The following is a 13,236-nucleotide window of genomic DNA, read 5'->3' on the forward strand; positions in this document are numbered from 1 at the left end:
AAACGACAACTTAGGTTTTGTACCCGCACGGACAGGGGGAGCGGTACGGCAACCAGAGTCCGGCAGATGGTGAGGACATGAAGAAACTGGTTTGCGCCGGCGAGATCCTGGTCGAGATCATGGCCGAACGGATCGGCCAGAGTTTTCGCGCTCCCGGGCCGCTGGTCGGCCCGTTTCCGTCAGGCGCTCCCGCCATCTTCATCGACCAGGCGGCGCGGCTTGGCCAGCCGGCTGGGCTGATCGCGGCAGTGGGCGACGACGATTTCGGCCATTTGAACATCGAGCGCCTGCGCGCCGACGGCGCCGACATCTCGGCCATCACAGTCCATCGGGGTGCCGCGACCGGAACCGCTTTCGTCACCTATGAGACCGATGGCAGCCGGCACTTCGTCTACAACATCAGGCAAAGCGCCGCCGGGCTGATCGAGATCGGTGCGGAAGCGCGCGCACTGCTCTCCGGCGCCGACCATTTTCACGTCATGGGCACATCGCTGTTCTCGCCCGAGGTGATCGAGGTTGTCCGCAGCGGGATCCAAGCCGTCAAGACGCGCGGCGGCACGGTCTCCTTCGACCCCAACATCCGCAAGGAGATGCTCGATCTGACTGGCATGCGCGACGCCTTGCATTTCGTGCTGTCCAAGACCGATGTGTTCCTGCCGAGCGGGCCGGAACTCTTCACCTTCGCCGAGGCAACCGACGAGGAGAGCGCGGCGCGCGAAATGCTGGACCGCGGCATCTCCGCCGTGGTCGTCAAGAAGGGCGCGCAGGGCGCCGTTTACTACGACCGGTCGGGGCGCATCGCTTCACCCGGCTTCGTCGTCGAGGAAATCGACCCGACCGGCGCCGGAGATTGTTTTGCGGCGGCCTTCGTCTCCTTCTGGCTGCGTGGAGAAGCACCTGGGAGAGCGCTCGAGATCGCCAATGGCTGCGGCGCGCTGGCGGTGACGAAGAAGGGACCGATGGAGGGCATTGCCTCGCTCGCCACTGTCGAGGCGTTCGTCGCGACCGCCAGGACCGGAGCACCAGCATGAGCCAGGCGACGGACAGGCTGGCCGCCATAGCAAGGCGTCGTGCGGCCGGCGAACGCGCCGGCATCGCCTCGATCTGCTCGGCCCATCCGCTGGTCATCGAGGCGGCGCTGCGCCATGGCAAGGCGCGCGGCGCCGACGTGCTGATCGAGGCCACCTGCAACCAGGTCAACCACGAGGGCGGCTACACCGGCATGACGCCGGCCGATTTCCGCCGCTTCGTCGAGACCATCGCCGGCAAGGTCGGGTTTCCCCTGGACAGGCTGGTGCTCGGCGGCGACCACCTCGGCCCCAATCCCTGGAAGCACCTGCCGGCGCCCGAGGCGATGGAAAAGGCATCGCGCATGGTGGACGCCTATGCCGGGGCCGGCTTCACCAAGATCCATCTGGATGCCAGCATGGGCTGTGCCGGCGAAGGCGCCGCACCACCCGACGCGACGATCGCCGCGCGCGCCGCCGAATTGGCCAAGGCGGCGGAGACCGCGGTTGAACGAACGGGAGGCGCCAAGCCTGTCTATGTCATCGGCACGGAAGTGCCGGTGCCGGGCGGCGCCCTGGAAGCGATGGACCATCTGGCGGTGACGACGCCGGAGGCTGCCGGCGAGACGGCGCGCATCCACCAACAGGCCTTCCACCAGCGTGGTCTCGACGCAGCGTTCTCGCGGGCGATCGGCGTCGTGGTGCAGCCCGGCGTCGAATTCGGCAATGCCGAGGTGATCACCTATCGGCCGCAAGCGGCCCGGGCGCTGGCTGGCACGTTGCGGGGCCTGCCGCAATTCGTCTTCGAGGCGCATTCGACCGACTACCAGCCGGTCGCGGCGCTGACGGCGCTTGTCGACGATGGCTTCGCCATCCTGAAAGTCGGACCTTGGCTGACCTTCGCACTGCGCGAAGCGCTCTACGGTTTGAGCCACATCGCCGACATTCTTGCTCCCGACCCGGCTCGGGAAAGCTTGCCGGCGGCGATGGAGCGCGTCATGCTGGCGGCGCCCGGCAACTGGAAGAATTACTATCACGGCAGCGAGGCCGAGCAGCGGATCGAGCGGCATTTCTCCTACAGCGACCGCATCCGCTATTATTGGCCGGTGCCGGCGGCGCGGCAGGCCGTGAACGCGCTGATGCAAGTGCTGGGCGAACGCGACATTCCCTCCCCGCTGATCAGCCAGTATCTCGGCCGCCTCGACGGCGCCGTGGCAAGCGGATCCGTCGCCCCAAAGGCCAGGGAGCTCCTGATCGCAGCCGTGACGGATGTTCTCGACATCTACGCCATAGCAACCGGCTGATCCGCCGACAGTTATGCCTCTGGCACCAGAACCAGCGCACCCGTCGTGCGACGATCCTCCAGATCGCGATGCGCACGAGCGGCATCGGCAAGATCGTAGTGCGTCGGTGCCTCGACCCTGATCACACCCTGGCGCAGCGCCTGAAAAAACCTGGTGACGTGGGTGCCGAGCTTTTCCGGCGTGTCGGTGTAGTGGGCATAGTTGGGGCGTGAAACGGTGATCGATTTCGAGGCGAAGCGGCCGATGTCCCAATTGCCGACCGGCCCCGAAGCCTGCCCGAAACTGACGAGATGGCCGCGCACGGCAAGCGCCGCCAGCGAGCCGGCGAACGTGTCGTTGCCGACCGCGTCATAGGCGACATCCGCGCCCCTGCCACCAGTCAGCTGCATGACCGCCTCGGCGAACTTGTCGCGGGAATAGACGATTACATGGTGGGCGCCGAGCCGCTCGACGATGCGCGCCTTGTCGTCGCTCGAGACGGTGGCGATGACGGTCGCGCCGAGATGGCGCGCCCACTGCACCAGCAACTGGCCGATGCCGCCTGCCGCGGCATGGATGAGCACGATGTCCCCGTCTTCACGGCATGAACATCGTGCAACAGGAAACTCGCGGCGACGCCCTTGAGCAGGCCGGCAGCCGCGGTCTCATCCGAAATATCGTCGGAAAGACGAACCAGCAGTTCGGGCGCCATGTTGCGCCGCTCGCTGTAAGCGCCGACCGGCGGACAAGCATAGGCGACGCGGTCGCCGATTGAGAAACCCGATACCGCCAGACCAACCGCCTCGATGACGCCGGCGGCTTCCATGCCCGGGACGCCGGGTGGTTGCAGCAGGTCGAAGAACCCGGTGCGGCAGTAGACGTCGATGAAATTGACACCAATCACCGTGTGACGGATCCGCACCTCGTCCGGCGCGGGCGGAGGCAAGGCGATGTCCCTGAGCTGCAACTCCTCCGGTCCGCCATAGCGCTCGACGACGATCGCGCGGGTCGTTTCGGCTTGGCTCGCGGCAGCCCTTGAAGCAACGAGCGGCGCGCTTGCGGATGAGGTCGGCGCGACGATCGCTGGCGATGATCGCGCCTCCACCGGCGCGCCGGCGTTTCGCCGCCGCAGAAGAGCGCGCACGGCGGCGAAGCCGGCCTGATAAATGCCTTCGGTGACCAGCTTGACCAGCTCGTCGCGGCGATGCGCCGGCGGGTGGAATTCAGAGCGCCATTCCCAGAAGGTGGCGTCGGCGTCGGTCACCGGCTTCAGCCGCAGCGAGGCGATATAGCCCATCAACGGCAGTGGCGCTTCGAGCAGGCAATAGCTCAGCCGCCGGTCCTTGTCGGACAGCGCTAGCAATTGCTCGCGCAATTCGCCACCATCGTTCAGCCGGAAATGGCGCACCGAGCCGACGGCATCGCCCGGCTCGCCGTCCTCGATCTCGCTGAAGGCGATCGCCGGGTGCCAGCGATCATGGCCGTTGAAATCGCGCAGGATCGCCCAGACCTCGTCGATAGGCGCATCGATGATCGTGCTCTGGCAAACCCTGACCATCGGCCGGCGTCAGCGCCCGAACCGGTGTTTTAACGCGGTGAACGCGGTCTGGAACACGCCATTGCCGATCTGTTGCATGAGTGCCGCCTCGCGATCGGCGGCGCAGTCGAACTCCGCCTGCCATTCGGCGAGCGTCAGATTGCTGTCGGTGATCGGCGTCAGCGATAGCGTGGCGACATAGTTCTCCACCGCCATCGGGCTTTCCAGAATCGCATAGCTGCAGGACAGGTCGTAATCCGACAGCGCCAGCAGCCTTTCACGGATGCGCCCGCCGTCCTTCAGCGTGAAATTCCTGATGCAGCCAATCTGGTCAGCCGGCGCATTCTGTTCGATGCGGCTTTCGGCGACGAACGGCGCCCAGCCTGCCAGACCGTTGAAATTGCGCACGATCTTCCAGACCTCCGCCGCCGGTGCGGGAATGACCGAAGAGACATAGACCTTGGTCATGGTTGCATGCCGGCTATCGGCATGGCGGTCCGCGCATGCATAGTCTCGCGCCGCGCCAGTTCGACCCCCACTCCGTCGCGCTTCGCTCGACACCTCTCCCCCGATCGACGGGGGAGAGGAAAGGCGAGAACCCTCCGCGACCGGCGCCCTTCCTCTCCCTCCGGAGGGGGAGAGGTGTCGCTGCGAAGCAGCGACGGAGTGGGGGAACCACTTGGCAATCATCGCGAACCGACATAGCCTGGCAATCGGGCGCAAGACATCGTCTCGCACGGCCCGACGTGGCATAAGGAAACGCCGCCCTCACCTCAATGATCGCGGTCGTCATCGTCGTCCTTGGCTGCCTTGCCCTTGCCCTTCTTGTCGCGGGTCAGGCTGGAAATATCCTTGGCGTCGCGCAGCACGTCGGTCATGCGGCCGAGCGAGCCGCCCTCGATGCCGATCTCCTTCATCAGATTGTCGATCATCGGCGCCTGCACGCGATAGCGCAGCGCCGAGTCGATGACCTCGTCGGTGACGTTACGGTTGCCGCCCTGCCCGCCATTGATGCCATCGACATGTAGGATCTTGATGCCGTCGATCTTCTCCATCGGCTTGACGCTTTCGCGGATGATGCCTTCCATGTGGTCGAGCAGCTTGCCGCGCAGGCGGCCGGCGCGGGCCTCGCTGGACAACAAGTTCTCGGCCTCGTTGAGCTGGCGGTTGCCGGCGGCGTCGACCTCGTAGCGCTGAGCCGCGGCAAGGGCATGGATCTTCTCCGCTTCGGCCGATGCCAGCGCCGCGATCTTCTGCGCTTCCGCCAGACTCTTGGCCGCCTTCATCTCGGCGTCGGCAGCGGACGTGACGCGCAGCGCCTCGCGCTCGGCCTCGCGCTGCGCGCCGATCAGGTCGGTCAGCTTGCGGCGCTCGGCGATTTCGCGTTCGCGGGCAGTGAAGGCCTGTTCCTCGGCCTGGATCGCCTTGGCGCGCACGGCTTCGGAAGCCGCGATCGCGGAAGAACGCTCCTGCGTCTTCTTGGCGATGTCGATCGCCTTCTGGATTTCGGCGATTTCGATCTTCTGGTCGCGGTCGACCCCAAGTTGGCGGATGTCGCGTTCCTTGATCAGCCGCGCTTCCTCGATGCCGCGCTCGGTGGTGATGCGAGCCCGTTCGACCTCCTCGCCGGCCGAAATCTCGGCCTCCTCGAAGGCCTGCCGCTTGGCGATCTGAAGCGCTTCGAGATGCCGCTCCCTGGCGATCCGCACCTCATCGACGGCACGCTCCTGCGCGATGCGCGCGGTCTCGGTCGCCTGGTTCTCGGAAATTTCGGCGCGGCGCTTCTCAGCTTCCGCCTTCGTCACCTCGAGCGCCTTTTCGGCGAGTGCGATCTGGCGCTCCAACTCGGCGACCTCGAGCAGTTTCTTACGTTCGACCTCGAGCTCCCGCTGCGTGCCTTCGCGTTCGATGCGAGCCTTTTCCAGCGACAGTTCGAGCGCGATCTGCTCGCGCTCGGTCAGTTCGCGCATCTTCATCTGGGTCTCGTCGAGCGAACGGCGGCGGGCGATCTCACGGCGCTGCGTCTCTTCCTCGCTGTTGATGCGCTCCTGCGTGATGTTGCGCTCCTGATTGAGGCGCGATTTCTCGACCGCTTCGCGCGAGGAAAGCTGCGCCTGTTCGGACTCCTGGTCTCGCAGGGCGCGCTCGATGGCGAGTTCGGAACGCTGCGCGGCGCGGCGGATCTCGACCTCACGCTCCTGTTCGAGGCGCGCATATTCGGTGTCGCGGTCAATCTCCAGCACCTTGCGCTGGGTATCGAGGTTCTGGTTGCGAATATCGACCAGCGTGCGCTGCTCGATCTCGTTGCGCATGCGGCGCCGGGTCTCGATCGATTCCGTCAGCTGCGTCAGGCCCTCGGCGTCGAAGGCATTGGACGGGTCGAAATATTCGAGACTGGTCTGGTCGAGATCGACGATGGCGACGCTTTCGAGCTCGAGCCCATTGGCGGCGAGCGACTCCTCCGCCAACCGGCGCACCTTAGCGGCGTAGTCGCCGCGCAATTCGTGCATTTCTTCCAGCGTCATCTGGGCGGCGACCGTGCGCAACGCGCCGGCGAATTTGCCCTCCAGCAATTCGCGCAGGCTGTCGGGCTGCAGAGTGCGGCGGCCGAGCGTCTGCGCGGCGGCGGCCACCAGTTCGCGGTGCGCGCCGACGCGGACGAAGAACTCGGCGATCAGGTCGACGCGCATGCGGTTGCGGGTGATCAGCGCCAGCGCGTCCTCGCGGCGCACCTCGATGCGCAGCACGTTCATGTTGACCGGGGTGATCTCATGCAGCACCGGAATGACGAAAGCGCCGCCATTCACCACCACCTTCTCGCCCATGAAGCCGGTGCGCACGAACGCCGTCTCCTTCGTCGAGCGGCGATAGAGCCAGCGCAAGATGTAGACGGCGATCACGACGACGATCGCCGCAATGATCAGCCACAACAGGAAAGCGCCAAAGGTCTGCGCGTCCATGATCTATCCTCCCCAAGACAATGCGGTCGGCGCGAGGCGACCGGCAGTATTTTCGAACATCCACCTGTATGGTGGCGAAGTCCAATTCTTCATGCCCGCCTCTGCAGCTTCGGCGTGATGGCGTGGAACGCTGAGATCACCGCGTCGACAAAGGCTGGGTCATTGATGTTGGCCCGCACCCGCTCGACGTTACGCTGCGGCGTCTGGCGAACGGTCCTCTCGATCGCTTCGAACAAGGCGTTGTCAGCCTCGGGATCATGAAAGGGCTGGCTGGGCGCATCGAGCATGGAAACGCCGCCCTCGGGCAGCAGGAACCGCACCGGACCGTTCATGGCGTTGAGCCGCGCGCCGATCCATTCGCCGAAGGCACGGTTCTCGTCGCGCGTGGTGCGCATCAGTGTGACGTTGGGATTGTGGATGACGAATTTGCGGCTGCGGAATTTCTCCGGCACGCTGTCGCGCGGGCCGAAATTGACCATGTCGAGCGCGCCGGCCGAGCCGACATAGGGCAGTCCGGTGCGGATCGCCGCGCCAAAGCGATCCTGCGTCGCCGGGAAGACGCCTCCGACAATCATGTCGGCCACTTCGGTCGTGGTGAGATCGAGGAAGGCTGACAGCAGCCGGGACTCGCCGAGGTTTTCCATCGCCCGCCCGCCTATGCCGGTGGCGTGGAAGACGAGGCAGTCATAGTCGGCTTCGAGTCGTCTGGTCACCGCCTGCACGGCAGGCGTGGTGACGCCGAACATGGTGATGCCGACCGCCGGCCGCGCCAGCTTGCGCTTGGCTTCCCAGGCCTCGGCATTGGGCAGTTGCGCGACCATGCCGGCCATGGCGTGCGCGGCATTGGAGAGCACCTGTTCGGTAATCGAGTTCAGCCCCTGCACATCGGCCACGGAATGGAACATCATGATGTCGGCGCCGCCGACATATTTGGCGACATCGCCGGCCGCGACGGTCGAAACCATCAGCTTGGGGATGCCTACCGGCAGCGCCCGCATGCCCGCCGTCGCCAGCGTTGTGCCGCCGGAGCCGCCGGCGGAAATCACGCCACCGATGCGCGGCTCGCGCTCGATCCAGCGCGCGAAGGCTTCCGCCATGGCGCTCACAGAACCGCCGCGGTCATTGGTGAAGACGGCGGAGGATCCGCGCGCATGCATGCCGGCGACCTGCATGGCAGGGACATCGGCGCTGGTCGGCTTTCCCGATGTCGACAGGTCGACCGTACGCGCCGGCAGACCCAGCGCCTTCAGCCGGCGGGCGACGAAGCGCAATTCCTTGCCCTTGGTGTCGAAGGTGCCGACGACCAGCACGGTCCTGCCGATGCGCTCGGCAAAGGGGATGGCGAAGATTTTTTTCGGATCATCCTGCGGGGCGGTCTTGTCGACCGCCGCCTGGCGCAATTCGGTGACCGGGACGTTCCAGCGGTTGGGCAGTTCGGTGACGGGGCGGTAGAAGCCGTCTTGAGGCATCGACTCGCCCGATGCGGCGCCGGTGCGGTCGACTCGATAGACTTCCGCCAGTTGCTCCCTGGCCTGCGCGGCTTCGGTCGGCGTTACGGGCGCTTCCTCGGCGTGGCGGCCGACGCCAAGCAGCCGCTGCTGCAAATCGCGGTCGGCGGCAAGCGCCTTGGCGTCCATCAGCCGGTTGATGCGGCCGTTGACCATGATGGCGACCTGGTCGGACACCGAGGTCGCCACGCCGATGTTCTGCTCGATGACCAGCACCGCCATCTCGCCCTCGGCGGCGAGATCGACCAGCATTTTTTCGACCTGGTCGACGATAACCGGCGCCAGCCCTTCGGTAGGCTCGTCCATCACCAACAGCTTGGGATCGCTGAGCAGCGCACGCGAAATCGCCAGCATCTGCTGCTCGCCGCCCGAAAGCTGCGAGCCGCCATTTGTCCGGCGTTCGGCAAGGCGCGGAAAGGTCTGGTAGACACGTTCGACCGTCCAGGAGGCGTCGCGCCTGTTGCCGGCCGCGAGGCGCAGATGCTCGTCGACCGTCAGGCTCGGCCAGACGCGGCGCCCTTGCGGCACATAGCCGACGCCGAGACGGTGAATCTCGTGCGGCTCAAGCGAGGTGATTTCGCGGCCGTCGAGGCGGATCGAGCCGGACTTCGCGCGCTTCAGCCCGACAATGGTGTTGCAGAGCGTCGACTTGCCCATGCCGTTGCGGCCGACCACCGACAGCACACCGCTTTCCAGCGTCAGCGAAACGCCCTGCAGCGCATGGCTTTCGCCATAAAAGACCTGGAGGTCTTCTATGCGCAGCATTGCCTTGGCGGTCTTCCCGGCACGCTCAGCCATGCTTGCCCCCGAGATAGATCTCCTGGACTTCCGGGTCGGCTTCGATCTCCTGCGGCGTGCCTTCCTTGAACAGGCGGCCATTGTGCATCATCGAGACATATTCCGAGACGCGCAGCGCGACGTCGAGATCGTGCTCGATGATGATGTAGCCGATATGCCTGGGCAGTGCGTTGAGGATGGCGACGAGGTCGCGGCGCTCGGTCGGCGACAGGCCAGCCGCCGGCTCGTCGAAGAGGATGAAGCGCGGCGCACCGGCCAGCGCCAGGGCGATCTCCAGTTGGCGCTGCTGGCCATGGCTCAGCGTCGCCACCAGCGTGTCGCGATAGGTTTCCAGATGCACGGCGTTGAGGATCGATTCCGCCTGCACCATGTTGACGTCCGCTGCGGCCGGCCGCAGCAGCGAGAAGCGCCGCCGCGAGACGCCGCGACAGGCGAGGAAGATGGAATCGAGGACCGACAGGCCCTTGAACAATTGCGATATCTGATAGGTGCGGCGCAGGCCGCGCCGGATGCGCTCATGCGGCGGCAGGTCGGTGATGTCCTCGCCGAAGAAGCGTATGCGCCCTGACGTCGGCATGAAGTCGCCGGTCACGGCGTTGAACAGCGTGGTCTTGCCGGCGCCGTTGGAGCCGAGGACCGCGCGCCGTTCTCCGGCCGCGATCCTCATGGTGATGCCCGAGAGCGCCACCAGCGCCCCGAAATGCCGCGCCACGCCATCGAGTTCCAGCGCATAGGCGCCGGTGCTCTGGAGGCGGTTTGCTGCGAGGCTTTCGGTCACTGGCGGCTGCATTCGATTTCGGCCGTTACGGGCAGCTTGGATTGTCGCGGTTGACCGCGCCGAGCTTCATGAACTCGTCTTCGGGAATGCCGAGCGTCTGGTTGACTTGCGGCACGACCTTGACCAGCTTGTTGAGGAGATTGCCGTCGGCACCTTCGGTGACCTCGGTCAGGAAGATGTCGGCGATGGCGTTGCGGTTCTTGTCGAGCGACACCTTGCCGGTCGGCGTGTCGAAGGAGAGCTTCGACAGCGCGTCACGCAGCTTCTTGCCGCCGTCGGAGACATCGCCGCCGACCTGGTCGAGGCCGAGCAATGTCGCCTTCATGTCGACATAGTAGCCATGGGCGAAGAGCGAGGGCGACGGAAAGGCGCCAGGCTGCTTCTTGTAGGCCTCGACGAATGTCTTCCACGCCGGCGCGTCATTGGTGTCTGCGGTCGGTCCGGCCGAAGGCGTGCCCTTGAGCACGTCCTTCAGCTTGCCCTTCGAGGTCAGCACCGTCTGGTCGACGGTGATCGAACCGCCGATCAGTGGCGCGGTGCCGCCGCCCTGCTGGTACTGGGTCAGGAAGTTGACGGCGTCGGCGCCGCCGAGCGCGACATAGATCGCATCGACGTCCTCGGGAATGGCTGCGATGACCGACGAAAAATCCTTGTTGCCGATCGGCACCCACGACTTCGACGGCACATGGCCGCCGGCCTTGCAGAACTCGGCCATGAAGCCGAACACCTGCGTGTAGGGGAAGGAATAGTCCTCGGCGACGGTGGCGACCTTCTTGTAGCCCTTGTCCTTGAAGGCATAGGTGCCAAGGCCAGCCATCCACTGCGCGCCGTCGGTGGAGAAACGGAAGAAGTTTTCCGCCGGATTGCGCAAAGTGGTGTCCTGCGCGGCCGACGTACCGTTGATGAAGGTCACGTTCGGCTGCGTCTTGGCATAGTCCTTGACGGCAATGCCTTCGTCGCCCGACAGCGGGCCGACCAGCACCTTGACGCCGTCCTGTTCGACCAGCTTGCGCGCCGCGCGCACCGCGCTGTCGGGCGAGGCGTCGGATGAGCCCTTGACGATCTCGATCTTCTTGCCGGCGACCATGCCCTTCATCTCTTCGACCGCGGTCATGGCGCCGCGTTCGCCGTCCTCGCCGAGCACCGTGAACGGACCCTCGAAGGTGGCGAGCAGGCCGATCTTGACGGTGTCGTCGGCAGCTAGCGCCATCGACGGCGCGGTCAGCCCGGTGAACACCGCGAGCGCCAGTAAGGTACGTCTATGCATCCTCATGTTTTTTCCTCCCGTTGATTTCGTTTTGCAGTGGTTCATTCCATCCCGGTCGCTAGGGGCCGGGACGCAAGGACTCTTGGGCAAGATGTGGCTTGATCCTCCCCCACAACCCAAGAATTCCGTCCGGTGAGACGAAGACGATCACCAGGAACACCAGGCCGATCAGCGTGTTGAACCGCTCGGCGCCGACGATGTCGATGGCGAAGGTCTGCATCAGGACGACGACGAGCGCGCCGAGGAATGGCCCGATCGGGTGGCGCAGGCCGCCGATGACGGCAATGATCAGCACGTCGATCGCGGCGTCGACGCCGATGGTGCCGGGCGAGACGCGGCCGTTGAACCAGACCAGCAGCACACCGGCCAGACCGGCGATGACGCCGGAGAGCAGCCAGGCGAACACCTTGTGCGCGGTGACATGGTAGCCGAGCGCGCGCATGCGGCGCGGATTGTCGCGGATGGCCTGCAGCGTCATGCCGAAGGTCGAGCGGGAGCCGTAGAGCACCGCCGCGTAGGACAGCGCCGCCAAGGCGAGGCAAAGATAGTAGAAGGGCTTCGCGTCGCGCCAGCCGATGCCCCAGAAGGCCGGCGCGCGGATGCCGGCATAGCCGGAATGGCCGTTGAAAATGGTGTAGTTCTGCTGCGCGAAATAGTAGGTCGCGGTGGCGATCGCCAGCGTGATCATGATGGTGTAGATGCCCTCGGTGCGCACCGAGATCCAGCCGATCAGCGCCGACGCCAGCGCCGCCGCGAGCACGGCGAATGGCACCGCCAGCCACCAAGGCCAGCCGAAACCGAGGATATTGGAATTGTTGTTGCCGAGGATGGCGATGGCATAGGCCGATATGCCGGCAACAGTGATCTGCGCCAGGCTGACCATGCCGCCATAACCGGCGAGCAGCATAAGCGAGAGGCCCAGCATGCCGAAGATCAGCGAATAGCCGCCGATCTGGGTCAGGAAGAAGTCCGACGCCACGAGCGGGTACAGCACCAGCGCGACGCCAAGAATGATGTGGCCGGCGCCGATCTTCTCCAGCCAGTTCCGCTGCGTCGTGCCGTCCGTGGCGATGGCGAGGCTCATCTAGCCTTCCCCATGATGCCTTGCGGCCGGACCGCCAGCGTCACCACCATAATGACGAAGGTGAGCACGATGCCGTAGGTAGGGAAATAGACGAGGCCGATCTGCTCGGCGAGGCCGATGAGCAGCGCGCCGATGGCCGCTCCCGTGATCGAGCCCATGCCGCCGACGATGACCACGACCAGCGACGCCAGGAGGTAGCGCACGTCCTCGCCAGGCGCGACCGAAAGTGCCGACCCTCCGACGACGCCGGCAAAACCGGCGAGGCCCGCGCCAACCGCGAAGACGATGGCGAACACCGCATGCACGTTGACGCCGGAGGCCTGCAGCATGGCGCGGTCGTCGACACCGGCGCGGATCATCATGCCGACGCGGGTCTTGTGCAGCATCAGCCAGAGGCCGACACCGATGACGATCGCCGCCGCCAGCACGATGACGCGGTAAAGCGGATAGGTGAGGAAGACCGAGGCGCCGTTGGAACGCACCGCCGTGATGACAGGCAAGGTCAAGGCGCCGTCGAGCCATTCCGGGGTGGTGATCTGGTAAGTGCCGCCGGCCCACACCGCCAGCATCAGGTCGGCGGCGACAATCGAGATGCCGATCGAGACCAGGGTCTGGCGCAGGTCGTCGCCTTCGAGGCGACGGAACACGAAGACCTGCATGACGACGCCAACGATGGCCAGCACCGCGAAGCCGGCAGCGACGCCGAGCAGCCAGTAGCCGGTGCGGTTGGTGACCTCGTAGCCGATATAGGCGCCGAGCAGATAGAGCGAGCCATGCGCGAGATTGACGTTGCGCATCAGGCCGAAGATCAGCGTGAAGCCCGAGGCGACGAGGAAATAGAGGCCGGCGAGCGTAATGCCGTTGAGGATGGCGCTGACGAAGGCCTTCTTCGAAATCAGGATCGCATTTAGCCAATCGGGCCAGACGGCGAAGACCAGCCATGCGATGACAGCGGCGACGAGCAGGCCAACGAGGCCCCACGCTTGCCCCGGCGTCATGCCATCGCCCGAAGAC

At 65.5% G+C, this 13,236-nt stretch carries 11 protein-coding genes and 1 pseudogene; 2 read left to right on the top strand and 10 right to left on the bottom strand.

Features of this window, described 5'->3' with window-relative positions; all coding sequences use genetic code 11:
- Window positions 1–77: 77 nt before the first annotated feature.
- Window positions 78–1,031, top strand: coding sequence for a sugar kinase (locus EJ077_RS23350; protein WP_208696638.1), 954 nt, complete (start codon window positions 78–80; stop codon window positions 1,029–1,031).
- Complete coding sequence (locus tag EJ077_RS23355; protein WP_208696640.1) at window positions 1,028–2,311, top strand: D-tagatose-bisphosphate aldolase, class II, non-catalytic subunit; 1,284 nt, start codon at window positions 1,028–1,030, stop codon at window positions 2,309–2,311. Before EJ077_RS23350 ends, EJ077_RS23355 begins: the two co-directional genes overlap by 4 nt.
- A gap of 11 nt (window positions 2,312–2,322) precedes the next feature.
- Here the strand turns inward: EJ077_RS23355 and EJ077_RS31650 are convergent, their stop codons facing one another.
- The 10 genes and pseudogenes from EJ077_RS31650 to EJ077_RS23400 form a co-directional block, all read right to left on the bottom strand.
- Window positions 2,323–2,832 (bottom strand): zinc-binding dehydrogenase, encoded by a 510-nt coding sequence (locus tag EJ077_RS31650; RefSeq protein WP_210212136.1) that lies wholly within the window; start codon window positions 2,830–2,832, stop codon window positions 2,323–2,325.
- Entirely contained in the window at window positions 2,736–3,434 is a 699-nt protein-coding gene (locus tag EJ077_RS32310; protein ID WP_245458800.1) for an alcohol dehydrogenase catalytic domain-containing protein, read from the bottom strand. Before EJ077_RS32310 ends, EJ077_RS31650 begins: the two co-directional genes overlap by 97 nt.
- Window positions 3,417–3,848 (bottom strand): annotated as a pseudogene (locus EJ077_RS32315) (SRPBCC family protein); the annotation flags it as partial. The gene EJ077_RS32310 and the pseudogene EJ077_RS32315, both read right to left, overlap by 18 nt.
- 9 nt (window positions 3,849–3,857) lie before the next feature.
- Window positions 3,858–4,295 carry an SRPBCC family protein gene (locus EJ077_RS23370; protein WP_208696642.1) on the bottom strand — a complete coding sequence of 146 codons (438 nt, stop codon included), beginning with the start codon at window positions 4,293–4,295 and terminating at the stop codon, window positions 3,858–3,860.
- Window positions 4,296–4,600: 305 nt separating this feature from the next.
- A complete protein-coding gene (locus EJ077_RS23375; RefSeq protein WP_208696644.1) occupies window positions 4,601–6,787 on the bottom strand; it encodes a flotillin family protein in 2,187 nt (728 codons plus the stop codon).
- 89 nt (window positions 6,788–6,876) lie between these two features.
- On the bottom strand, window positions 6,877–9,093 hold the full coding sequence (locus EJ077_RS23380) for an ABC transporter permease (RefSeq protein ID WP_208696646.1): 2,217 nt from the start codon (window positions 9,091–9,093) through the stop codon (window positions 6,877–6,879).
- Entirely contained in the window at window positions 9,086–9,871 is a 786-nt protein-coding gene (locus tag EJ077_RS23385) for an ABC transporter ATP-binding protein (protein WP_245458514.1), read from the bottom strand. Before EJ077_RS23385 ends, EJ077_RS23380 begins: the two co-directional genes overlap by 8 nt.
- A 25-nt stretch (window positions 9,872–9,896) precedes the next feature.
- On the bottom strand, window positions 9,897–11,144 hold the full coding sequence (locus tag EJ077_RS23390) for an ABC transporter substrate-binding protein (protein WP_208696649.1): 1,248 nt from the start codon (window positions 11,142–11,144) through the stop codon (window positions 9,897–9,899).
- A 52-nt stretch (window positions 11,145–11,196) separates the two neighbouring features.
- Window positions 11,197–12,222, bottom strand: a complete 1,026-nt coding sequence (locus EJ077_RS23395) for a branched-chain amino acid ABC transporter permease (RefSeq protein ID WP_208696650.1) — start codon at window positions 12,220–12,222, stop codon at window positions 11,197–11,199.
- Entirely contained in the window at window positions 12,219–13,220 is a 1,002-nt protein-coding gene (locus tag EJ077_RS23400; RefSeq protein ID WP_208703104.1) for a branched-chain amino acid ABC transporter permease, read from the bottom strand. The genes EJ077_RS23395 and EJ077_RS23400 overlap by 4 nt, the downstream gene beginning before the upstream one ends.
- Window positions 13,221–13,236 lie beyond the last annotated feature (16 nt).

This window comes from Mesorhizobium sp. M8A.F.Ca.ET.057.01.1.1 (assembly GCF_003952565.1).
Taxonomy (GTDB): Bacteria; Pseudomonadota; Alphaproteobacteria; order Rhizobiales; family Rhizobiaceae; genus Mesorhizobium.